The sequence below is a fragment of the Acidovorax sp. genome (genome assembly GCF_027492855.1).
Lineage (GTDB): Bacteria > Pseudomonadota > Gammaproteobacteria > Burkholderiales > Burkholderiaceae_C > Acidovorax.
Genome location: NZ_JAPUDY010000040.1, coordinates 46,784 through 69,062, shown reverse-complemented (window position 1 = coordinate 69,062; position 22,279 = coordinate 46,784). Strand labels below are relative to the sequence as shown.

Below are 22,279 nucleotides of genomic sequence, written 5' to 3'. Positions count from 1 at the left end.
TAATAAGCGCCAGCTGCCATTTTCTTATCAAACCCAACCCGCAGCGGCATCCCGGTGCTGCCTGCGCCACAATGGCGCCATGCTGACCCTCCAAGACATCCGCGATGCCGCCACCCGCCTACAAGGCCAGGTGCTGGACACGCCCTGCGTGGAATCCAAGACGCTCTCACAGATCGTGGGCGCGCAGGTGTTCCTCAAGTTCGAGAACCTGCAGTTCACGGCATCCTTCAAGGAGCGCGGCGCCTGCAACCGGCTCACGCGGCTGTCCGACGAAGAGCGCACCCGGGGCGTGGTGGCCATGAGCGCGGGCAACCATGCGCAAGGCGTGGCCTACCACGCGCAGCGGCTGGGCCTGCGCGCGGTGATCGTGATGCCGCGCTTCACGCCCGGCGTGAAAGTGGAGCGCACACGTGGCTTTGGCGCCGAGGTGGTGCTGCACGGCGACACGCTGGAGGAAGCCCGCCAACACGCCTACGCGCTGGCCGAGCAGCAGGGCCTGACCTTCGTGCACCCCTACGACGACGAGGCCATCGCCGCGGGCCAAGGCACGGTGGCGCTGGAGATGCTGGCCGCCCAGCCCGACCTGGACATGCTCGTCATCGCCATCGGCGGCGGCGGGCTGATTGCGGGCATGGCCACGGCCGCCAAGGCGATCAAGCCGGGCATCGAGATCGTGGGCGTGCAGGCGGCGCGGTTTCCGTCGATGGTCAACGCTGTGCGCCACACGCAGCACCCCATGGGCACCTCGACCATTGCCGAAGGCATTGCCGTGGGCACGCCCGGCAAGATCACCCAGGAGGTGGTGCAGCGCCTGGTGGACGACCTGCTGCTGGTGGATGAAGGCGACATCGAGCAGGCCGTGCTGATGCTGCTGGAGATCGAAAAGACGCTGGTCGAAGGCGCCGGTGCCGCTGGCCTGGCCGCGCTGGTGCGCTACCCCGAGCGCTTCAAGGGCAAGCGCGTGGGCCTGGTGCTCAGCGGCGGCAACATCGACCCGCTACTGCTGGCCGCCATCATCGAGCGCGGCATGGTGCGCTCGGGGCGGCTGGCGCGCATCAAGGTCAGCGCGCGCGACGTGCCGGGCGTGCTGGCGCGCATCACCGCCACCGTGGCCGATGCGGGCGCCAACATCGGCGAGGTACACCACCAACGCGCCTTCACCCTGCTGGCCGCGCAGAACGTGGAGATCGAACTGGTGCTGCAAACCCGCAGCAAGGCCCATGTGGACGAGGTGCTGGGGCGGCTGCGCGCAGCGGGCATGGAGGCCGTGCTGATCTGAGCCCCGCACGGTTTTATGCCCCGCGCGGACTGTCGCGGCTAGAATTGCGCAAGTTTTACGCCCCTGGAGCCCCCACCATGTCCGACCACAACACCTCGCACGCCCCTGAAACACACTCGGCCGACGCCGTGGAGAACGTGGTTCCATTCATGCCCGTGGTGCTCCCCGTGGTGGGCGGCATCATGATCTTTCTGTTGGCCTTCATCGCCGTGATGATGGCCTGATCGCCCTGATATATCTCTGACAGGCCGCAGGCGGCCACCGCCACCTGTCACCATGAGCCCCGCAGCGCGGGGCTTTTTTTCGTCCCGCACACCCGTTTGATCCGTCGAGGAGACTTCCCATGAGACCCGGACACGCACTCGTCCTTTTTTCCGGTGGCCAGGACTCCACCACCTGCCTGGCCTGGGCGCTGGAAAACTTTGCCCATGTGGAAACCATCGGTTTTGACTACGGCCAGCGCCACCACATCGAGCTGCAGGCACGCCAGACGGTGCTGTCGTCGCTGCGCGCGCAATTTCCGCACTGGGCTGCAAAGCTCGGCGACGACCACATGCTCGACCTGGCCGTGCTGGGCCACATCAGCGACACGGCATTGACCAGCGACACAGAGATCCAGATGACCGCAGCGGGCCTGCCCAACACCTTTGTGCCGGGGCGCAACCTGCTGTTCTTCCAGCTCGCCGCCGCCGTGGGCTACCGGCGCGGGCAACACACCCTGGTGGGCGGCATGTGCGAGACCGATTTTTCGGGCTACCCCGACTGCCGCGACGACACGCTCAAGGCCCTGCAGGTGGCCGTGTCGCTGGGCATGGGGCAGCGCTTCACCTTCGACACCCCCCTGATGTGGCTGGACAAAGCCGAAACCTGGGAGCTGGCCCGGTCGCTGGGCGGGCAGGTGCTGGTGGATCTGATCGTGAACGACTCTCACACCTGCTACCACGGCGTGCGCGACGCCCTGCACGCCTGGGGCTATGGCTGCGGCACCTGCCCGGCCTGTGCGCTGCGCAAGGCGGGCTTCGAGCGCTGGACGGCAAGACAAACCCCCTGAGTCGCCTTCGGAGCCTTTCCCCTGGGAGGGGGGCGCACCCCGTGGCCTGGCAGAGCCAGTTCCACGGGTGCACTGGCTTGGGGCGCGCCGGTCTCAACGGCTGGCTGCTACCTCACGAAGGGCGTGAACGGCACATTTTACAAAGCATAACCTCATGCTTTTTTTGCATGATTTTGCCCCCTGTCTGACAGACAAACGGGCGGCAGATTCATAAAATTGACACCCCAGCCGACCCGCGGAATCCGTGGAACTAGCCTCCACCCCGTGAGGCTGACACACGCACCCGCCCGCCGACTGAGCACGAAAGCCGTTTTCTCAAAGGCAGCGCTCAGCATCGCACCTGCGCCAGGCCTTGCCGCGATCCACCAGGTCCGCTTCCTTTGAAAAAACTGTTTTTCAACTTAGGAAGCTCCCCGATGAACGCACCCACCATGCAGGGCCTGAATCTCAACGCCCCCTCGTACGTCAAAAACGCCCGGCTGCTTGCCTGGGTGGCCGACATGGCCGCCCTGTGCAAGCCCGAAAGCATCTATTGGTGTGACGGGTCCAAGGAAGAGTACGACCGCCTGTGCCAACAACTGGTCGATGCTGGCACCTTCAAGAAGCTCAACCCCGCCAAGCGCCCCGGCAGCTTCCTGGCCTGGTCCGACCCATCGGACGTGGCCCGCGTGGAAGACCGCACCTACATCTGCTCGGCCGCCAAGGAAGACGCAGGCCCCACCAACAACTGGATGGAGCCCGCGCAGATGCGCGCCACGCTGCAGCCCCTGTTCGACGGCTGCATGAAGGGCCGCACCATGTACGTGGTGCCTTTCAGCATGGGCCCGCTGGGCAGCCACATCGCCCACATCGGCGTGGAGCTGACCGACAGCGCCTACGTGGCCGTGAACCAGCGCCTAATGACCCGCATGGGCAAGGCCGTGTACGACGTGCTGGGTGTGGAAGGCGAGTTCGTGCCCTGCATGCACACCGTGGGCGCCCCTCTGGCCGCTGGCGAGAAGGACACCACAAGCTGGCCTTGCAACCCCAAGGTCAAGTACATCGTGCACTACCCCGAAACGCGCGAGATCTGGTCCTACGGCTCGGGCTACGGCGGCAACGCACTGCTGGGCAAGAAGTGCCTGGCCCTGCGCATCGCCTCCACCATGGGCCGCGACCAGGGCTGGCTGGCCGAGCACATGCTCATCCTGGGCGTGACCAACCCTGCGGGCAAGAAGTACCACGTGGCAGCCGCCTTCCCCAGCGCCTGCGGCAAGACCAACTTCTCGATGCTGGTGCCGCCTGAGGCCGGTTTTGCAGGCTGGAAGGTCACCACCATCGGTGACGACATCGCCTGGATCAAGCCCAACGCCGACGGCAAGATGCTCGCCATCAACCCCGAAGCCGGTTACTTCGGCGTGGCCCCCGGCACCAACATGCACACCAACCCAAACTGCATGCGCAGTCTGGACAAAGACGTGATCTTCACCAACGTGGCCCTGACAGACGATGGCGACGTGTGGTGGGAAGGCATGGAAAAGGACACCGGCAAGCTGCCCGATCACCTGATCGACTGGCAAGGCAAGGACTGGACGCCCCAGATCGCCAAGGAAACCGGCGCCAAGGCCGCCCACCCCAACTCGCGCTTCACCGTGGCCGCTGGCAACAACCCTGCGCTTGATGCGCAGTGGGACGACGCCAATGGCGTGGCGATCGACGCCTTCATCTTCGGCGGCCGCCGCTCGACCACCGTGCCGCTGGTGACGGAAGCCCGCACCTGGACGGAAGGCGTGTACATGGCCGCAACCATGGGCTCCGAAACCACCGCCGCCGCCTTTGGCGCGCAGGGCGTGGTGCGCCGCGACCCGTTCGCCATGCTGCCCTTCTGCGGCTACAACATGAGCGACTACTTCCAGCACTGGCTCAGCATGGAAGGCAAGATCGCCGCCACCGGCAAGTCCGTGCCCAAGGTCTTCTGCGTGAACTGGTTCCGCAAGGACGAGGCGGGCAAGTTCGTCTGGCCCGGCTACGGCGACAACATGCGTGTGCTCAAGTGGATGATCGACCGCATCGAAGGCCAGGCCCAGGGCCAGGAAACGATGTTCGGCGTGGCCCCCCAGTACGCCGAGATCAACTGGACGGGCCTGGATTTCAGCGCCCAGAAGTTCGACGCCGTGACCAGCATCGACAAGGCGGCTTGGGCCGAAGAGTTCAAGCTGCACGACACCCACTTCGAGCAACTGGCCTACCACCTGCCAAAGGCACTACTCGATACCAAGGCACAGTTGGAAGAGCGCCTCGCAGGCGCCTGACCCAACAACCGCAGGGCCCAGGCGGCACGCCCTTCAGGTGCTGCTGCCAGGCCCGCCTAGCTCGCTATTTTATTAATAGCAAACTCTGAATACAGTTAAGCGGCAGAGGCCTTTTTCTTGCAGGCCCCTGCGTCAACCGCTTGACGTCATCCCATCAGCACCCAGTGGTTGTCCAGCGCCATGGGCTGCGGCCACACCAGGAAGGCGGGCGCCGCCGTGGGGTGCCAGCGCACCAGGCCGGGCGCTGTGGCCACCAGCACGCCGCCGCCGGGCTGCGGGCCGGTCCAGTGGGTCAGGGCGTAGGCCTCCTGCAGTTGCACGATGGTCGAGAGCTTGTCGGGCGCGCCGGGTTGCCACAGCTGCGCAAGCCCCGCCTTGTTGCTCGACAGCACAAAGCCGCCGCTGTGCGCGGGGGTGATGTCGCCTGAATAACCATAACCATCGTTCACACGGCTGGGCAGCTCCAAGCGGTTGTTCTCCAACACGGCCAGGATGGGGGCCTCGGCACGGCGTGCGGGGCTGTCGTGTTCGGCCTGCAGGGACACGCCCAGGCGGGGTGGCTCGGGCTGTGCGCCACCGGACGCCGCCCGGCTCCAGGCAATGTGGCGCATGCCCAGGCGCGGGTCGTCCAGCCGCCACTGGCGGGCAATGCCGCCCGTCTGCACGTTGATGCGCACCAGGGTCGATTCCATGCGGTGGTGGTCGTACTTGGTGTCTGCCAGATTGCGCGGCAAGCCCCCGTTGGCCACCACGACGTGGCCGCTGCCATCGAGCAGCACCTGGTGCGGGTCGATGCCGCCGCTGTCCCACTCGTCCTCTTTGCGCAGAGTGGCCGCGTCGCGCACGCCAATGCGCCCACGCCCGCTGCGGTAGTCGATTTCGGTGCTGTAGAGCAGTTTGCCGTCGGCCGACGGCACGGTGTGGCCGCTGAACAGCACGGCATCGGCGTCCTTGTCCAGCGTGACCTGGCGCACCACCTTGCCCGCACCATCGCAGCGCATCAACCAGGTGCCGGGGCGCACGCCGTTGATGAGCAAGCCGCCATCGGCCAGCGGCACCAGGCCATGGGGCCGCGTGGGCAGGGGCACGGCGTAGCGGATGCTGAGCTTTTTGCTGCCCCAGTCTGCAGCCAGCACGCCAGCGTAGTGGGTGTCGGTGGCCTTGGGACCGCGCCAGGCGGCGCCCACGTAGGTGACGGCATCGTCAGGCGCGGTGGCCGCCAGGGCCAGGCCATGGCCCCAGGCGCCTGACGATGCTGCAAGGGCCGTCAAAGCGCCGCGCGAGAGCAGTGCCCGGCGGCCCAGCATAGGAGAAGTCATGTGCGTGTCCTTCAAGATGGAGGGCCGAAGCCCGGGCCTCTGGTCAGAACAGAACTTCAGCTGTCAACGAAGCGGAGCGCGGTGCGCCCAGCACCATGCGTGCACCGCTGTTGTTCAGCGTGCTGATGTACTTTTTGTCAAACAGGTTGTACAGATTCAGGCGCAGGTTGACGTTGCGATTGACCTTGTAGGCAGCCATCAGGTCCGCCACCACGAAGGAAGGGATTTTTGGCATGTTTTGTACACCCAGGTTGGTGCCCGCCGTCACCACGCGCTTCTGGTCCGACACATAACGCACGCCGCCACCCAGGGTGAAGGCGTCCCATGTGTACGAAGTCCAGGCCGTGGCCGTGAGGTCGGGCGACCAGCGCACGCTGTCGCTGCGCGTCACCACGCCCGCACTGTCACGGCTGGCCTGGCCCAAGGCACGGGTCTGGGTCTTCGCAATACCGGCCGACACCTGCCAGAAGTTGGTGATCTGGCCCACGGCGGCCAGCTCGATGCCCTGCACGCGGGTCTTGCCGTGCTGGGTGTAGAGGCCGGTTGTCGAGTCGTACGTCACCTGCTTGTCGTTGTCGGTGCGGAACACGGCGGCCGTCAGGTTGAGGCGGTTGTTCAGCAGTTCCCACTTGGTGCCCAACTCGATGTTGCGGGTCTCCTGCGGGTCCAGCGCGGCGTTGTTCTGGTTGGTGGCGGTTGGCGACAGTGCAAAGTTGGCGCCCCCCGGTGGCGTGAGCGAGTTGCCCAGAGCTGCGTAGATGCTGCCGTTGGCGGCGGGTTTGTAGAGCACGCCCAGCTTCCAGCTCGCCAGGTTGCCCGACACGCCCATGTCCGTGGGTGCCAGCGCGCCAGCACCATAGCCAGGGTAGCTGCCCGCGTTGGCGGTGGTCACGATGGTCTTGGCGTTCGTCTTGGTGCGGTAGTGCTCGTAGCGCAGGCCGCCGCTGACCTGCCACTGGTCATTGAGCTGCAGCGTGTCAAACGCATACAAGGCAGCGGTGCTGGTGTTGCCGTCGGTATCGGCGCCCGTTTTATAGGGCAGGCCCAGCACATCACCCGGATTGGGCGCATACAGATTGGCGGGCGGGCTGACGGTGGCGGGATACGCCACGCCGTTGATGGTCTGGGCCGTGGTGCCAAAGCCCAGGGTCTTCTGGCGCTCATACATCAGCTCCAGACCGGCCGATACGGTGTGCTTGACCGAGCCGGTGGCGAACTCGCTGGTCAGGTTGGTGAGGTTGGCCAGCACGTCGTTGGCCTGGTCCACGCGCTGGCGCCTGCGGTCCACTGTCCAGCTATTGGGCTGGGCCAGGTTGGCGGCATTGATGTTGTGCACACCGGTGAGGCTGCGGTCCATTTTGGTGGTGCCCGCCCGCGCGATGTTGCGCACCACGGTGCCACCGCCCAGGTCATGCTCGAACTTGACGCTCACCATGTCGGCGTCCACCTTTTCGTAGTCGCCCGAGCTGCCGTAGAAGTTCTCGCGGTTGACCTGGCGGCCAGTATTCACCTGCGCCGCTGCGTTGTAGAAGCCGGGCATGCCGATGGTGGGAATACCGCCGTCAGGCACGTTGTCCTGGCGCACGTGCTGCGAATACAAGTAGATGCGCGTGGGCGTGCCCAGGCCAAACGCGAAGGATGGAGCAATGGCGTAGCCGTTGTTCTCGACCACATTGCGCCCTTGCACGCCACCGGCCTGGCCCATCACGTTCAGGCGCGCAGCGGCGGTCTCGCCCAGGCGCTTGTTCAGGTCAGCCGTCACGCGCTTGTGGTTGGCCGTGCTCCAGGTGGTGTTCAGGCCGTACTGGTCGGTACGGCTGGGCAGCTTGGTGATCAGGTTGATGTAGCCCGAGGCCGCGCCCCGGCCGATGTCGGCGCCTGCGGGGCCCTTCACCACCTCCACCTGGTCCACGTTGAACACATCGCGGGTGATGGCGCCCAGATCACGGATGCCGTCGATGAAGGTGGCCGTCTGCGTGGAAAACGCGCGCAACATAAAGGTGTCGCCCGCCGACGTATTGCCGTTTTCACCCAATTGCATGGTGATCCCGGGCGTGTTGCGCAATGCATCCATCAGCGAGGCACCGCCTTGCTCGCGAATCACGTCCTGGTTGATGACCGAGATGGTCTGCGGCGTGTTCACCAGCGGCTGCGTGAGCTTGGGATTGGCCGCCCTCTCGGTTTTGTAGGGAATGGCCGCGTCCGAGCTGACGGTGGTCTCGGGCAGGCTTTTCTCGGCGGCCTGTGCCGCAACTGACACAACCCCAGGCAGGGCTGCAATCGCCAGTGCGAGAAGTTTGGGTGGAAACGAGGGGTGGGATTTGGTGGCGCGCGCCATGGCTTCTCCTGGGTGTTTGTGAAAGCTGGCTGACGTTCCACAAAGAGCACCCCAGGGTGGGCGCGTGCGATCAAGCAGATGGTTGGCTCTTGCTATATCTTATGTTGAATGATAATTACTATCATTTATATTTGTAGCAATGTGTCATATTTGCGACACAGCACAAGCCCACCGCCGCCATGCCGCTTTTGCCTGCGCTGAAAGTCGCTGCGACGACAGAGCACAAGCAGCTGACCCGGGCGCAAGAAAAAAAGCCGTGGCATGCCACGGCTTTGAATATTCTTCGCACACCCACACGGCCTGGGCCGCGTGGGCAGTGGTTTCAGTAGTACTTGCGGATGTCTTCCACGGTCGGGATGCCCATCGCGTGGTTCAACTCGACCATGATGCGCGGGTCCTTCAGGGCGACTTGCCAGGTGCGCTCGTCTTCAGCGGCAAGGCGGCGGCGTTCCGTCCAGGTCTGTGCGGCGCTGCGCAGAACCACGCCGGCACGGCGGGCGGGAGCGCTCAGCAGGGCCAGGCCCGCAAACGCGACGAGCCACAGCACCATCCAGGCGGCCAGCAGGTGGCCTTCGCTCCAGGTGTCGATCACCTGATTGGCCACCACCAGCAGGGCCGAAACCACGGCTGCGAGCAACAGAGAGGCAGCACCACGGGCGCCGTCGAAGCGGGCAGCAGCGCCCTTCAGGGCTGTAGCTGCGTTTTCGGCGCGGACAACACCAGGGTGTTCGGTGGGGTAGCTAACGTGTGCAAAGCTGGTCATTTTGGTTTCCCTTGTCAAACGCTTGTGGCGAGATTGCCGGGCGATGGGTGAATACTAGGGTTTACCCTTTGCTTATTCAAGTTTATATTTTGAATCATCGATATTCATATCAGTGATGATTGCACCATGGGCACCTTGAACTTCCGCTCCTTGGACCTGAACCTGCTGCGCGTGTTTGACGAGGTGATGGCCGAGCGCAGCCTGACGCGCGCGGCACACAAGCTGTCCATCACCCAGCCCGCCGTGAGCAATGCCATACGGCGCCTGCGCGATGTGCTGGGCGATGAGCTGGTGGTGCGCAGCGGCCAGGGGGTGGAGCCCACGCCACGGGCGCTGGCGCTGTGGCCCCCGGTGCGCGAGGCCCTGGCCCATTTGCAGGAATCCCTGGCGCCCGGACGGTTCGAGCCCGCCACGGCCGAGTCCACCTTTGTGCTGGCCATGGCCGACGCCACGGCCGCCACGCTGGTGCCTGCCTTGGTCGAGATCATCGAACGCGAGGCGCCCGGCATTTCCATCCGGGTGCTGCCGCTGACCACCCGCGACCCCCGGCGCCTGCTGGACGAGGAAGCCGCCGATATGGCCGTGGGCTACTTCCCAGCCGCACTGGCGGACCTCACGGCGCGCGCCCAGTCGGGCGGGGTGGTGGCGTTTGATAGCCGCCGCCTCTACGACGGCGAGTATGTGTGCGTGATGCGCAAGGGCCATCCGCTGGCAGACAGTCCGCTGACCCTGGACGCCTATTGCGAGGCCCGGCATATGCTGGTCAGCTTCTCAGGCCGCCCCTTCGGCTTCATCGACGAGGCCCTGGCCTCGCTGGGGCGCGAGCGCAAGGTGGTGATCACGGTCAACCAGTTCTTCACCGCCGGGCGGGTGGTGTCTGGCTCTGACCTGCTCTCCGTGCTGCCGCGCCACTTCGTGCCCGTGACCGGCATTGCCGACGCGCTGGTGCAAAGAACCTTGCCGTTTGACGTGCCGCCCGTGCATGTGGATGCGCTGTGGCGACGGCGGGGCCCACAGCAGACCGCCATGCCCTGGCTGCTGCATGCGCTCGCGCGCTCCGCCCGGCGGACCTTCCCGGAGCAAGGAACACACGAGAGCCCGTAGACTGCGCAGTCGATGAACATCCAGCTTCTGTCCGACCTCCACCTGGAGGCGCATCCCCACTTTGCCCCCGAACCTGCCCCCGACGCCGATGTGCTGGTGCTGGCGGGCGACGTGGGCTCGTACCAGCCCGGCTCGCAACTGAACGACGATGACTTTGGCCTGGCCCGGTTTTCGCCACTGCCCCAGCATGCGGGCTGGCCCACCCCGGTGTTTTTTGTGCCCGGCAACCACGAGTACGACGCCCAGGACTTCGACGCCGCCCACCTGCGCCTGCGGCAGACCTGCGACCGCCTGGGCATTGTGTGGCTGGAGCGCGAAACGCAGGTGCTGCAAGGCGTGCGGTTTGTGGGCACTACGCTGTGGAGCGACTTTGACGCCCTGGCCGACCATGAAGGCGCCACCGACCTCACGCGGCGCCTGAAACTGCGCGACAAGGCCTTCCGCGCCGCCAACTTCTACCTGCGCAAAACCGGCGGCACCCGGCACGGAGAGCCGTTTTTGGCCGAGCCCCTGCGCGAACAGGCCCTGGCCTGCCAGGAGTGGCTGACGGCCGCATTGCAGCAGCCGTTCGATGGCCCGACGGTGGCTGTGACACACTTTGCGCCCAGCCTGAAAAGCGCCGACCCGCGCTATGGCCTGGTGCCCGGCACGGCGGGGTTCTGCAACGCCCTGGATGCGCTGCTGCCCCATGCCCAACTGTGGCTGCATGGCCACCTCCACGCGCCCAGCGACTATGTCGCCAGCGGCCAGCGCAGTGATGGAACCACGTGGCGGTGCCGCGTGGTTGCCAACCCGCTGGGCTATGCCCGCAAAGGTGAACAGGTCACCTTCATGCCACGGCATGCCGTCACCGTATGATCGGCGCGCGGGTGCTTGGACACCCCCGCGCGCCGGAAGAAAAACATGACAAAGGTCAAGACAACAGGCACCTGCGCAGAGTAGTCTGCCTTATCCCTTCTCGGAGAAAACCATGAACATCCTGCTCGCTGTCGATGGCAGCGCCTACACCAAAAAAATGCTGGCCTATCTCGCCACCCATGAAGAACTGCTGGGCAGCACCCACACCTACACGGTGCTGACTGTGCAGTCCCCTCTACCCACCCGCGCCCGTGCCGCGCTGGGCAAGGAAGTCGTGGATGCCTACCACGCCGAAGAAGCCGACAAGATCCTCGCACCCGTATGCAAGTTTCTGACCCGCCATGGCGTGGATGCCAAGCGCAACGTCAAGGTGGGTGCCGTGGGCGAAACCATTGCCAAAGTGGCCGACACCGGCAAGTTCGACCTGCTGGTGATGGGCTCGCACGGCCACGGCGCCCTCGCCACGCTGGTGATGGGCTCGGTCACCACCCAGGTGCTGGCCCAATGTGGAGTGCCTTTGCTGATCGTGCGCTGAGGCCTGCAGGCCTTTGTTTGAAGGCCCCGGAGCCCCGCCTTGCGCGGGGCTTTTTTATGGCGGCGAGGTTCTAGATATCAGCGTGCCGCCAGGCCATCAAAGCCGATGCGCACCACCAGATCCACGATTTCCGCGTCCGAATACTCGCCGCTTTCCTTGAGGAAACACACCATCGGATCGCAGGCCCGCGCATACAGGGCGTGCAGCACCACTGCGGGAGGCAGGGTGGCGTCGATCACACCCTGCGCCTGGGCTTCGACGATCCATCCGTTGATCCGGTCGCTGACCACGGCCATGCCGTTGATGTAGTCCTGGTTCGTCATCAGCACCCCGCGCAACGTGGAGTTGCGGCTTGGGAGCAGCGGCATTTCGTTGGCCAGCAGGCGCTCCAGCGACCAATGCAACAGTGCGCGGAGTTTGTCCAGCGGCGGCATCTCGGCAGGCAGGCCCGCCAGATAGGCCTGCACCCGCCCCAGCACCTGCACCATGGCCGCACTGCACAGCTCTTCCTTGCTGCAAAAGTGCTTGTACAGGCTGGCCTTCGCGATGCCTACGTCGTTGGCGACATCGTCCATGGTCATGGTGTCAAAGGGCTTTTCGCCCAGCAGAACACAGGCAGAGCGGAGGATGGCTTCCTCGCGCGCCTGGTGCATCTGCTCCTTGAACGAAACTTTGGTTGGCTGCGTTTGCATGGGGTCTATTTTATACATTGCAGTAAAAAAATAAATACCCTGGTTGCAATAAAACCAAAGGGTTTACACTCAGGGCACCAGTGCCTGGGCGGCGGCGCCGGTCAAGGCGGCCGACAAGGCATCGAGCAGTTCGGACTCCAGGTTCCAGCAATGCCAATACAGCTGGATCGGCAGAGAGCGGCCCGGCGCAAGGTCCACCATGCTGCCATCGGCGATGGGGCCGCGCGCGAGCGACTCGGGCACCACGCCCACCGCCCAGCCTGCGGCCACGGCACGCATCTGCGCCTCGGAGCCCGGCACAAACAAGTGATTGAGCGCCACGCGCTTGAGCCCGAACGCCCGCGCCACGAACTCGGCCGCCATATCGTCCTTGCGGTTGAACGACAGAAACGACACATCACGGAAATTGTGGGGCGTGAGCCCCTGCGGCAGGTGCTTGTTTGCATAGCCCGTCGACGCCACGGCCACGTAATGCATGGCACCAAGCGGCACCATCTTGCAGCCGCGCAGCGCCTGCTTGAGCGTGGTCACGCAGCCCAGCACCTGGCCCGAGCGCAGCCACTCCTGCGTGAAATCCTGGTCGTCCACGATGATTTCGAGCGGCACGCGCTCACGCACCAGGTCGTGCAGCGCGCCCATGGCCCAGGTGGCAATGCTGTCGGCGTTGATGGCGATCGAAATGCGCTCGTCCTCGCGCGTGCCGCCGGGTGCGCTGGGCGCAAGCTCTTGCAGGTCACGCTCCAGGTCGGCGCGCAGCAAACGCATCTGCTTGGTGTGCTTGAGCAGCAATTGCCCGGCCGACGTGGGCCGCAGGGGCCGGCTGCGCACGATGAGCACGGAGCCCACCTGCGCTTCCAGCGCGCGCAGGCGCTGCGATACGGCTGACTGCGTCACGCTCAGGCGCTGCGCGGCGCGCTCAAAGCCCCCTTCCTCAACGATGGCGGCAAGGCATTCCAGGGCGGCGGGGTCATAGGCACTCATGGGCGGAAGTCTCCAACAAAAACGAGAGGCTGGGTAGCAGCATTTATTAGGTATTCTGATGTTTTTGGAGTAAGTTTAATTTTGCTTTTAGTGGAACGCAATGTCGCGCACACTGCGCCCTCATGAAAACCATCATTTTGGGCGCCGGCATTATCGGCATCAGCACGGCGTGGCACCTGCTGGAGCGCGGTCACGAGGTCATCGTGGTCGACCGTCAGCCCGATGCGGCGCTCGAAACCAGCTTTGCCAATGCGGCGCAGATCTCGGTGAGCTACTGCGAGCCCTGGGCCAACCGCGAGGCGCCGTGGAAGGCGCTCAAGTGGATGTTCGACAAAGAGGCCCCGCTGCTGTTTCGCCCACAGATGGACTGGCAGCAATGGCGCTGGGGCCTGCAGTTTCTGGCGCAATGCAACGACGCGGCTTTCGAGCGCAATGTGCAGCAGATCGTGGCGTTGGGTGCCTACAGCCATGCCGCGCACAAGGACCTGGTCCGCGCCACGGGCATCGAATACAACCGGCTCGAACGCGGCATCGCCCACTTCTACACCGACCAAAAATCGTTTGACGCCGCAGGCCATGCGGTCGAACTCATGCGCAAACACGGCGTGCAGCGCCGCCTGGTCAGCCGCGAGGAGCTGCTCCAGATCGAACCGGCCTTCAAGGCCTACGGCGACCACATCACCGGCGGCACCTACACCAGCACCGACGAGAGCGGCGATGCACGCGTGTTCACCCAAGAGCTGGCCCGCCGCTGCGCAGAGCACGGCGCGCAGTTCCTCTACGGCCACGACGTGCTGCGCCTCAATCAGATCGGGAATGCTATCGATTCAGTAGCTGTTTGCGCACGCCAATCAAGCGCTAGCGGCAAAAAAGACTTCATTTTGAAAGGTGACGCCATCGTTGTGGCTTGCGGCTCTTACAGTGCGCCGCTTCTGCGCAGCGTGGGTGTGGACTTGCCGATTTACCCTGGCAAGGGCTACAGCGCCACTTTTCCATTACTCCGGCCCGAGGCCGCGCCCCAGGTTTCGACCATCGACGACGGCCGCAAGATCGCCATGAGCCGCCTGGGCAACGTGCTGCGCGTGGCAGGCACCATCGAGCTCGGTGGCTACGACCTGTCGCTCGACAACGCCGTGGCCAAGGCCCGCTGCCACATGCTGTCGCGCCGCATCGAGGAAATCCTGCCCGGCGTGTGCGACACCCGCACACCCGAGCAGGGCGGCGATCCGCAATACTGGACCGGCCTGCGCCCCGCCACGCCCACCAACATCCCCTTCATCGGCCAGACCCGCGTGGGCAAGCTGTGGGTCAACGCGGGCCATGGCACCTTGGGTTGGACGCATGGCGCGGGCTCGGGCAAGGCACTGGCGGAACTCATCAGCGGCCAGGTGCCGGCGATGAACTTCGGGTTCTACGGTGTGAAGCACGGCGAGCGCGCGCTGACGGCAGCCAGAGCTGCCTGAGGAAGCGCCCTGCAGGGCTCCAAGCTACGCGCCCAGCCAGAGCTTCCCGCCCTGAAACCCCTCGCCAGCCAGCATGCCCACCAGCGTGGCTGCCAGCAACACCCCCACCAGCACGGAGCCCCGCAGCGCCGGGGCGCGTAGCCGCTCGGGCAGGTTCCAGTACAACGCGCAGCCTCCATGGGTGCACAAGGCCAGCACCGCCAAAAAATAGTACGGACCGAAAAACCACTGCCAGGGCGGCGTATGCAACCCCGCCGCCGCAAACTGCAGGTTGGTGTCCACCCCCTGCAAGCGCGCGAGCAGCACCGCCGCCACGTGGTTCAGCAAGAACAGCGACAGGTAAGCGCCCGACGCCGCCTGCACCCACGCCACGGCGCCCTGGCGCTGGCGCCGCCCACGCCACAGCAGCGTGAGCCCGCTGCCCGCCTGGAACATCACCACGGCCAGCAGCATGCCTTCGACCAGCGGCTGGCGGTACACGCCGCGCAGCGCCTGCAGCACCACCTGGTGCGCGGCGGCGCCCGCCAGGCCCACAAGATGGCTCAGCAGATGCATCGCCAAGAACAGGGCCAGCGCCATGGCACTGGCGCGGTGCAATACACGTAGAGCGGGCCGACCACGCCACATCCACACACCTGCAAGGCCGATGATGGCCGCGCCCAGAGCGGGCTGGATGGTTTCGTGCATGGTGTGGGGTCCTCCGGGTGGTGCGTTCAATGGAAGGCGGCAGAATAGGTCGGCCCGGCTCTTCCGCCTACTCGCATTGCACTCAGGTTTTCCATGTCCAAAGCCGCATCGCCTCCCCGCCGCACGCCCCGGCAGGAGCGCTCTCAGTTCACCGTCGATGCCATCTTCGAGGCCGTTGCCCGCATCGTGGCTACGCATGGCGAAGGCGCACTCACCACCAACCGCATCGCCGAACTGGCGGGTGTGTCCGTGGGCTCTCTGTACCAGTACTTTCCGAGCAAGGATGCGATCCTGCTGGCCATGCTGGACCAGCATTGCGACCGTGTGATGCTGGAGCTGGACGCCCTGCTCGCCCAGGCCCGCGCCGAGGGCTGGACGCCCGACCAGCAAGTGCGCCTGTACGTGCGCCACTACCTGCAGGCTTTTGGCGGCGGCCCACCGGAAGGACGCGCGCTCGCCCGCCTGTCGTGGAAGCTCGACTACCGCGCGTCCGTGCTGGTTTCGGTGCGCGGCACCAGCGAACGGCTGGCCCTGCATCTGGGGCAGATGGCACAGGCTCAGCAAATGCGCGTGCCCTCGGCCGCCCAACTCTTCGTGCTCACCCGTGCCTTCATGGGCGCGGTGCGCGCCGCCTCGCTGGAGCAGTCGCCGTTGCTGGACAGCCCTGAGTTCGAGGAAGCGCTCGTTGGACTGTGCCTGTCGTACCTGGGGCCTTCCGGTGTCTGCGACGCTACGATGGCGCCATGACCACGCCCAACGCACCACATTACCTTTTCCTCACCACCTCCACCCGCGAGCCGGGCCACACCGGCAATACCGAATGGCTGGCCCGCCAAGCCGCCGCTGCACTGCCTAAAGACACCCTGCAGACATGGCACCACCTGGCGCGCATGGACTTGCCGCCCTTCGTGGACCAACGCCACACCACGGGCACCTACGCGCCGCCCGAAGGCGACATGAAGACCTTGCTCGACGCCACGCTGGCGGCCACGCACATCGTCTTCGTGACACCGGTCTATTGGTACAGCATCCCCTCGCCGCTCAAGACCTATCTGGACCACTGGAGCGCCTGGATGCGTGTGCCCGGCCTGGCCTTCAAGGAGCCCATGGGCGCCAAGACGCTGGCGCTCATCACCACCAGTGGCGACCGCGCCAAGGCCCAGCCCATGATCGACTCGGTGGCGCTGTGCGCGCAGTTCCTGTCGATGACCTGGGGCGGGGCTCTTTGGGGCAAAGGCGGGCCACCGGGCGCCGTTCAGGGGGATACGCAGGCGCTGGCTGCGGCGAGTCGCTTTCTGCTCGCGTCCGCCGCAGCCTGAACGCTTCAACGGTCCAGCGACCAGCGCTGGGCCAGGATGCCCAGCCATTCGTGCAACGCCAGGCTGCTGTCGGCCAACGCAGAGGCACGCGGCAGCACCCGGTACAACCTGCGGGTCTGCCCGCCCTTGAAGCCCATGGGCGCGGGCAGCACCTGTAGCCCGGCGCGCTCGAAGGCTTCGGCGGCGCGCACCATGTGCCAGCCGTGCGTGACCAGCGCAATGCGCTCGATGCCCGCGGCCTTGAGCACTGCAGCAGACTTTTCGGCGTTGCTGCGAGTATCAAGCGACTCCTCCTCCGTCCAGCGCACCCGGCCCTTGAACTCGCGCTCGACCACGTCCTTCATCACCAGCGCCTCGGCGCGCGTGCCGCCTGTGGAGCCCCCTGTCGCCAGAATGGGTAGCCCTGTTTGCTGGTGCAGGTACACGGCATAACGCACCCGCTCGCGGGCGCCCCGGCTGAGCACGTCTACCCCGTATTCAGGGGCCACGGTGTCGGCCCCACCGCCCAGCACCACGATGGCCTGGGTTTTCGATGCAGGCAACTGCTTGGGAGCCACGGCCGGATAACGCTCCAGGCTGCGCACCAGCGCATCGGCCACCGGCGGCCACGACAGCGCCAGCACCGACAGCAGCGACAGCACCACCACGGCCATGCCCGTGCGCGGGTGGCGGCGCGCCATCCACAGGCCAACAAACGCCAGCAGGATGCTGGACACCGGCGGCATCAGCAGCGCGGAAAAGATTTTCTTGAGAGCAAACAGCATGGAGATGCAGCCAAGGCACTGAGGCCAGGCCCTGGCTCAGTGCAGCAAACGCCGCTGGGCCAGAAAGTCCAGCAGCGCACCGTCAAACCCCTCTGGGTCTTCCAGCTGCGGCCAGTGCCCGACGTGGGGCAACTGCAAGGTCACCGCGTCGGGCAGCACCTGGGCCAAGGCTTGCAGGGCCGCTGGTGGTGTGCAGCGGTCCTGGTCACCGCCCACCAGCAGCATGGGCATCGCCAGGTGCGCCAGGGCGGCGGCACTCCGGTCGAAGGTGGGCAAGGCCTCCAAAGCACGCCGGTAAGCACCCGGATACACCTGGGCCAACGCGTGGCTGGCCAGCCGCACGCCTTCGGGCAGCGCGCCCGTGCCGATGAACTGGGGCACCAGCGTCTGCGCCAGCTGCTCCAGGCTGCCGCCAGCCTCCAGCACCTGCAAGGCCCGCAGCCGTGGCACCACCCAGTCCTCCACGGCCTGCGCATCCAGCGGCGGGCCGCCCGCGCACAGCACCATGCGGCTCACCTGCGATGGCGCACGCACGGCCACCTCCAGTGCCACCATCGCGCCCATACCGTGTCCCACCAGCGTGACGGGGCCGCTCTGCAGGGCGTCGATCAAGGCCAGGCAACGCTGCGCCAGCGCCTTGAAGGTGTAGGGCTCCACCGGCGCGCTGCGGCCGTAGCCCGGCATGTCCCAGGCCACCGCGCGGTAACCAGCCGTGGCCAATGTCTCCACCTGGGGCGCGAACGTGAGATGGTCGCCATCTGCGTCATGCAGCATGAGCACGGTCGGGCCGGAGCCCAAGGCGGTGAAGGTAGGAAGGACGGCCATGCAGTGGTGAAGGGAGGTGTAAACCCCGCAACAGCATCGTTGCGGGTGCCGCCTGATAATAGTTGCATCCCTCCCTGTTGCCATTGCTGGCGCCGTCTTTGTGAACCGCTCGTCCCCCCGCCCTGCCCTCGCTCTGCCCCCGAGCTTCTCGACCCGCGAGTTTCGCAATGCGCTGGGCATGTTTGCCACGGGGGTAACCATCGTCACCGCCCACAACGCGGCGGGCGATCTGGTGGGGCTCACGGCCAGCTCGTTCAATTCGGTGTCGCTCGATCCCCCTCTGGTGCTGTGGAGCCTGTCGCACGGCGCCAGCTCCATGTCCGCCTTTGCCAACGGCTCGCACTACGCCATCCATGTGCTGGCCGCAGACCAAAAGGCCCTGGCTGAACGTTTTGCCACGCGCGGCATCGACCGCTGGGAGGGCCTGGAGCATCGCCCCGGCATCAGCGGCGCCCCCCTGCTGGCCGGTGCCGCCGCCACGTTCGAGTGCTTCAACCGCAGCCAGTACAAAGAGGGTGACCACACCATTTTTGTGGGCGAGGTCGAGCGCTGCGAGCACCGCGCAGGGGCATCCCCCCTGCTGTACCACGGGGGCAAGTTCTACACCGAGCACCCGCTCTGAGTACCGCCGCCAGCGGCGCCTTCACCGTACAAAGGCAGGGTCAGCGGATGCGCTCAAAGAAAGCGAGCTGGGCTGAGCCTTCCTGGATCTTTTCCAGGTAAGGCAGGCAGGCGGGGGCAAACGGCCCCGTGCCCCATTTGCCACACAACTCGGCCGCGCGGGCCTGGCTGGTGGCGAAAATGACATCCACGTACACACCCTCTGCGCCCCGGAGCACGGCATGGCCCAGAAAACCTGGCTCTGCGGCATACAGGCTTTGCACCATGGTCTCCACGGCAGGGATCAGCTCGGCTTCGGTCACGCCTGGGGCCAGGCGGAAAGTGGAAAACTCCATACCTCCAAATTGGGTGATGGCAGGCAGTGCGGCGAGTTGGTTGGTCTTCATGCGGTGGGTTCGAAAAAACAAAAGGAACCTTGACCGTACCCACCCCCTGCTGCCACCGTGGCGTCAGCAGCTACGCCCGATGGCTTTGCGCCAGCGCCACGATGGCGCCCACAGCACCGCGCGCCTGAGGGCTGTTGTGCCAGCAGGTGGAGCGCATCATCTCCGAGATAGCTTTGGTCACGGCGGCCACGTCCGCGTCCGCCAACTCGGCCAGCGACGAGAACCCTATCTGCTCCAGGCGCGTGACGACGGTGGCCCCCACGCCATGCAGGGCCAACATTTGCTCTTTCTCTGCCGCAGGAAATCCCATATCACTCCACAGTGGGCATAACAACGATGGCGACTGTATTCGCTTGCACAAGCGCCATCCGTTTCACAAGACTTTGGCTTCCCGCCATGCGGCGAAGCTTACCGCTGCGCTACTGACACCGTGGTGTCGGTAACGCAGCCACCTTGGCGCACATCATTTGCTATGCTTTTAGAAGCAACAAGGCATTGAAGAACAAGCGGCAGAGGCACTTTTTACTAAAACCCCCTACTGAATCTGCACGGCGCTCCCCAGCGCCAGTTGGCCTTGCACGGGCAGCCACTGCACGCCGCTGGCGGCCTGGTCGGCGTTGGCAAAACGCAGCGCGTAGGCGGGTTTGTCCGCCAGGGCGGAGGCCTCGTCGGGGGCCGCCAGGCGCACCTGGTAGCTGCCAGCAGGCAGGCTGGCGGGCAAGGCCACGCTGCCGCTGAGTTGCAGGGTTTGGCCGGGCAAGGCCTGGCGCAGGTCGGTGCCGGCCAGGGGCAGGGGCGTGGCCTGCTGGTTGGCGTCCACCAGGTACAGCACCAGGGAGCGCACATTCAGCGGCTGCGCCCAGCCCTGGTTGGCCAGCGCCAGCGACCAATCCAGCGTGCCGCCCACGGGGGCCGCGCTGCTGTGGGCCACAGTTTGCAGCTCCAGCCGGTAGCCCAGCTTTTTCGACACATCGGCCATACAGCCGCCCGCCTGCCACTGGGCGAAAAAGCCGTCGTAGTAATCGCGGTTGAGATAGCTCATGCGGTAGGCCGCGCCTTCGGCCAGGATGTCCTGGCAGCGCATGCGGGCCTGGGCCACCTCAGGGGGGTAGCAGGTCTCGCCGCCCGCGCCGGTCAGCGCGCCCGCTTGTTGGGCATAGGTGCGCAGCGCGGCAGACTCTGCGGGATCTTCCGAAAAATAGGTGCCTACGTCGTCGGGGCTGGCCAGAAAACAGTCGTTGTGCAAGCCGATGCGTGTGATGGTGGCGGGGTCGGGGTACCAGCGCCTCAAATCAGCCGGATAGCGCACCTGCAGCGTGCGCTGGCTGGGCAAGGCAGCCAGCAGGGCATCGCGCACGGCGGCCTTGTTCACGTGGCTGGTGAGGTTGTTGGACGAGGTATGCCACTCGCCCCAGGCGCCAATAAAGCCGCCCTGCATCACGGCGATCACGTCGGCATTGGCCTGCAGCACGGGCGTGAGCTGGGTGATGTGGCGCTTGACGCGCGAAAGTGTTGCGTCGCGGGCGTTGAGGTAGTCGTTTTCCGTCTCGGGGTAGTTGTAGGCAAAGCGCAGCACGGCCTTGAGCCCCTGTTTGCGCAGGTTGGCAAAACCGGTGTTGAGTTTGTTGAGGTAGGTGGCGGGCAGATCGCGCGTGCGCCAGGCGCTCAGGTCGGCCGGGGTGTAGACCAGCCGTTGCCCGTCGTCCACCACATACTGCAGCGACGTGGCGGTGATGCGGGCCGGGTCGGTGGCAAAGCGGTAGAAGCCCCGCTCGGGATTGGGAAAGTCCTCGTCCGTGGGCTGCAGGCTGATCTGCACCATGGGTGCGGCGTTTTTAAGCGCGGCGCTGGTGGTGTCACCGCCTGGCGGGTCACCGCCCCCGCAGGACGCAAGCACGGAACACCACAAAGCCACCCCAACCCCACGCGCAGCGAGCTTTTTCATAGGCACCCCCTGGTTGTCCACCCCTGGTGCGCCACGGCGTGGCGCCCATGGTTCTGACTATGCCTGATATGTGTCCAAAATGTTTCTCACGGCAATGTAACGAACGGTGTCCGAAAGACCGCTGTCGATGTTTGGCGGGGGTAGCGTGCCCCTAAAAATCCATGCCGCCTACTGCGGTAAAGCGGTCATCTTTTGACAAGAAGCCTGTGGCTGAAAAAATACGGGGCTTTATGCTGCGGCGCACGACGACTCGTGCGCCGGGCTGTTTGCCACTGACTCAAGAATGGAGCCCAATGCCTGTCACCCGACGTATTCCCGCACTTCTCCTCGCACTCACCCTGGCTGCGTTCGCCAACGGCGCGCAGTCCCGGGAGATGGTGAGTGTCGCCAAGCCTGAGATCAACATGCGCTCAGGTGCCGGAACCCGTCATGGCGCGCTGTGGGCGCTGGGCAAGGGGTTTCCGCTGGAGGTCACGGGGCGCAGCGGCCAATGGCTCAAAGTGCGCGACTTCGAGAATGACACCGGCTGGGTCTTTCGCTCGCTGGTCAACAAAACACCCCATCACATCGTCAAGAGCCGCGTGGCCAACATCCGCAGCGCGCCCGGCACCCGCAGCCGCGTGCTGGGGCAGGCTGAGCACGGCGAGGTTCTGCGCACGCTGGACCGGCGCTCGGGCTGGGTGAAGGTTCAGCAGGACGACGGCCTCAAGGGCTGGGTGTCCAAGCGCCTGCTCTGGGGCTGGTAAGCCACCGGGGCCCGTCGGCCTCGGTGCGGGTGCGCGGCGGCCTCAGCGCGCCGCGTCGGGCAGCTCGATCTTGACTTCGAGCACTTCCAGGTTGTCCTGGCGTTCCAGGTGCACCTTGAGGTCGTCGGGGTTGATCTTCACGTATTTGGAGATCACGGCCACCAGTTCGCGCTGCAGCGCGGGCAGGTAGTCAGGCTCGGCAGCATTGCGGCCGTTGCGCTCATGCGCCAGGATGATCTGCAGCCGCTCCTTGGCCACGCTGGCGGTTTTTTTCTTCTCTCCGAGCAGGAAGGACAGGAAAGATGCCATGGC

At 65.5% G+C, this 22,279-nt stretch carries 24 protein-coding genes; 12 read left to right on the top strand and 12 right to left on the bottom strand.

The window, feature by feature from the left end; all coding sequences use genetic code 11:
* Window positions 1-79: 79 nt before the first annotated feature.
* The 4 genes from Q0105_RS07640 to Q0105_RS07625 all read left to right on the top strand — a co-directional run bounded on the left by Q0105_RS07640 (window position 80) and on the right by Q0105_RS07625 (window position 4,621).
* Complete coding sequence (locus Q0105_RS07640; RefSeq protein ID WP_298210405.1) at window positions 80-1,279, top strand: threonine ammonia-lyase; 1,200 nt, start codon at window positions 80-82, stop codon at window positions 1,277-1,279.
* 77 nt (window positions 1,280-1,356) lie between these two features.
* A complete protein-coding gene (locus tag Q0105_RS07635; protein ID WP_298210403.1) occupies window positions 1,357-1,503 on the top strand; it encodes a hypothetical protein in 147 nt (48 codons plus the stop codon).
* 119 nt (window positions 1,504-1,622) lie between these two features.
* Complete coding sequence (queC, locus tag Q0105_RS07630; protein ID WP_298210401.1) at window positions 1,623-2,330, top strand: 7-cyano-7-deazaguanine synthase QueC; 708 nt, start codon at window positions 1,623-1,625, stop codon at window positions 2,328-2,330.
* Window positions 2,331-2,746: 416 nt separating this feature from the next.
* On the top strand, window positions 2,747-4,621 hold the full coding sequence (locus Q0105_RS07625) for a phosphoenolpyruvate carboxykinase (GTP) (RefSeq protein WP_298210399.1): 1,875 nt from the start codon (window positions 2,747-2,749) through the stop codon (window positions 4,619-4,621).
* Window positions 4,622-4,767: 146 nt separating this feature from the next.
* On the opposite strand, the gene Q0105_RS07620 is transcribed toward Q0105_RS07625, so the two are convergent.
* The 3 genes from Q0105_RS07620 to Q0105_RS07610 form a co-directional block, all read right to left on the bottom strand.
* On the bottom strand, window positions 4,768-5,940 hold the full coding sequence (locus tag Q0105_RS07620) for a DUF1513 domain-containing protein (RefSeq protein WP_298210397.1): 1,173 nt from the start codon (window positions 5,938-5,940) through the stop codon (window positions 4,768-4,770).
* Between the two features lie 43 nt (window positions 5,941-5,983).
* Complete coding sequence (locus Q0105_RS07615) at window positions 5,984-8,278, bottom strand: catecholate siderophore receptor Fiu (protein WP_298210395.1); 2,295 nt, start codon at window positions 8,276-8,278, stop codon at window positions 5,984-5,986.
* 322 nt (window positions 8,279-8,600) lie between these two features.
* Complete coding sequence (locus Q0105_RS07610; RefSeq protein ID WP_298210393.1) at window positions 8,601-9,041, bottom strand: hypothetical protein; 441 nt, start codon at window positions 9,039-9,041, stop codon at window positions 8,601-8,603.
* Between the two features lie 126 nt (window positions 9,042-9,167).
* Between Q0105_RS07610 and Q0105_RS07605 the strand changes: the two genes are divergently transcribed.
* The 3 genes from Q0105_RS07605 (at window position 9,168) to Q0105_RS07595 (ending at window position 11,538) form a co-directional block, all read left to right on the top strand.
* Window positions 9,168-10,145 carry a LysR family transcriptional regulator gene (locus Q0105_RS07605; protein ID WP_298210391.1) on the top strand — a complete coding sequence of 326 codons (978 nt, stop codon included), beginning with the start codon at window positions 9,168-9,170 and terminating at the stop codon, window positions 10,143-10,145.
* A gap of 12 nt (window positions 10,146-10,157) precedes the next feature.
* Window positions 10,158-11,003 (top strand): metallophosphoesterase, encoded by an 846-nt coding sequence (locus Q0105_RS07600; RefSeq protein WP_298210389.1) that lies wholly within the window; start codon window positions 10,158-10,160, stop codon window positions 11,001-11,003.
* Window positions 11,004-11,115: 112 nt separating this feature from the next.
* Window positions 11,116-11,538 carry a universal stress protein gene (locus tag Q0105_RS07595; protein ID WP_298210387.1) on the top strand — a complete coding sequence of 141 codons (423 nt, stop codon included), beginning with the start codon at window positions 11,116-11,118 and terminating at the stop codon, window positions 11,536-11,538.
* A 77-nt stretch (window positions 11,539-11,615) separates the two neighbouring features.
* Here the strand turns inward: Q0105_RS07595 and Q0105_RS07590 are convergent, their stop codons facing one another.
* Entirely contained in the window at window positions 11,616-12,230 is a 615-nt protein-coding gene (locus tag Q0105_RS07590; RefSeq protein ID WP_298210384.1) for a TetR/AcrR family transcriptional regulator, read from the bottom strand.
* 69 nt (window positions 12,231-12,299) lie between these two features.
* Entirely contained in the window at window positions 12,300-13,211 is a 912-nt protein-coding gene (locus tag Q0105_RS07585) for a LysR family transcriptional regulator ArgP (protein WP_298210382.1), read from the bottom strand.
* 122 nt (window positions 13,212-13,333) lie between these two features.
* On the opposite strand from Q0105_RS07585, the gene Q0105_RS07580 reads away from it, so the two are divergent.
* On the top strand, window positions 13,334-14,674 hold the full coding sequence (locus Q0105_RS07580; RefSeq protein ID WP_298210380.1) for a D-amino acid dehydrogenase: 1,341 nt from the start codon (window positions 13,334-13,336) through the stop codon (window positions 14,672-14,674).
* Between the two features lie 24 nt (window positions 14,675-14,698).
* Here the strand turns inward: Q0105_RS07580 and Q0105_RS07575 are convergent, their stop codons facing one another.
* The gene (locus Q0105_RS07575) at window positions 14,699-15,361 is read right to left on the bottom strand and encodes a hypothetical protein (RefSeq protein WP_298210378.1); all 663 of its coding nucleotides are present in this window, start codon (window positions 15,359-15,361) and stop codon (window positions 14,699-14,701) included.
* Between the two features lie 93 nt (window positions 15,362-15,454).
* Between Q0105_RS07575 and Q0105_RS07570 the strand changes: the two genes are divergently transcribed.
* Window positions 15,455-16,108, top strand: coding sequence for a TetR/AcrR family transcriptional regulator (locus tag Q0105_RS07570; RefSeq protein ID WP_298210376.1), 654 nt, complete (start codon window positions 15,455-15,457; stop codon window positions 16,106-16,108).
* Complete coding sequence (locus Q0105_RS07565; protein WP_298210374.1) at window positions 16,105-16,680, top strand: NAD(P)H-dependent oxidoreductase; 576 nt, start codon at window positions 16,105-16,107, stop codon at window positions 16,678-16,680. Before Q0105_RS07570 ends, Q0105_RS07565 begins: the two co-directional genes overlap by 4 nt.
* A 5-nt stretch (window positions 16,681-16,685) precedes the next feature.
* Here Q0105_RS07565 and Q0105_RS07560 read toward each other — a convergent pair whose 3' ends face one another.
* Window positions 16,686-17,444 (bottom strand): YdcF family protein, encoded by a 759-nt coding sequence (locus Q0105_RS07560; RefSeq protein WP_298210373.1) that lies wholly within the window; start codon window positions 17,442-17,444, stop codon window positions 16,686-16,688.
* A gap of 36 nt (window positions 17,445-17,480) precedes the next feature.
* Window positions 17,481-18,269, bottom strand: a complete 789-nt coding sequence (locus Q0105_RS07555; protein WP_298210372.1) for an alpha/beta hydrolase — start codon at window positions 18,267-18,269, stop codon at window positions 17,481-17,483.
* A gap of 100 nt (window positions 18,270-18,369) precedes the next feature.
* Here Q0105_RS07555 and Q0105_RS07550 point away from each other — a divergent pair, with 100 nt between their 5' ends.
* Window positions 18,370-18,891, top strand: coding sequence for a flavin reductase family protein (locus Q0105_RS07550; RefSeq protein ID WP_298210371.1), 522 nt, complete (start codon window positions 18,370-18,372; stop codon window positions 18,889-18,891).
* Between the two features lie 40 nt (window positions 18,892-18,931).
* On the opposite strand, the gene Q0105_RS07545 is transcribed toward Q0105_RS07550, so the two are convergent.
* The 3 genes from Q0105_RS07545 to Q0105_RS07535 all read right to left on the bottom strand — a co-directional run bounded on the left by Q0105_RS07545 (window position 18,932) and on the right by Q0105_RS07535 (window position 21,221).
* On the bottom strand, window positions 18,932-19,276 hold the full coding sequence (locus tag Q0105_RS07545; protein ID WP_298210370.1) for a hypothetical protein: 345 nt from the start codon (window positions 19,274-19,276) through the stop codon (window positions 18,932-18,934).
* A gap of 70 nt (window positions 19,277-19,346) precedes the next feature.
* Complete coding sequence (locus tag Q0105_RS07540; RefSeq protein ID WP_298210368.1) at window positions 19,347-19,556, bottom strand: helix-hairpin-helix domain-containing protein; 210 nt, start codon at window positions 19,554-19,556, stop codon at window positions 19,347-19,349.
* 255 nt (window positions 19,557-19,811) lie between these two features.
* On the bottom strand, window positions 19,812-21,221 hold the full coding sequence (locus Q0105_RS07535; RefSeq protein WP_298210366.1) for a DUF4832 domain-containing protein: 1,410 nt from the start codon (window positions 21,219-21,221) through the stop codon (window positions 19,812-19,814).
* Between the two features lie 293 nt (window positions 21,222-21,514).
* On the opposite strand from Q0105_RS07535, the gene Q0105_RS07530 reads away from it, so the two are divergent.
* Window positions 21,515-21,967, top strand: a complete 453-nt coding sequence (locus tag Q0105_RS07530; protein WP_298210364.1) for an SH3 domain-containing protein — start codon at window positions 21,515-21,517, stop codon at window positions 21,965-21,967.
* Between the two features lie 42 nt (window positions 21,968-22,009).
* Here Q0105_RS07530 and minE read toward each other — a convergent pair whose 3' ends face one another.
* Window positions 22,010-22,276 carry a cell division topological specificity factor MinE gene (gene minE, locus Q0105_RS07525; protein ID WP_298210362.1) on the bottom strand — a complete coding sequence of 89 codons (267 nt, stop codon included), beginning with the start codon at window positions 22,274-22,276 and terminating at the stop codon, window positions 22,010-22,012.
* Window positions 22,277-22,279: the final 3 nt, after the last annotated feature.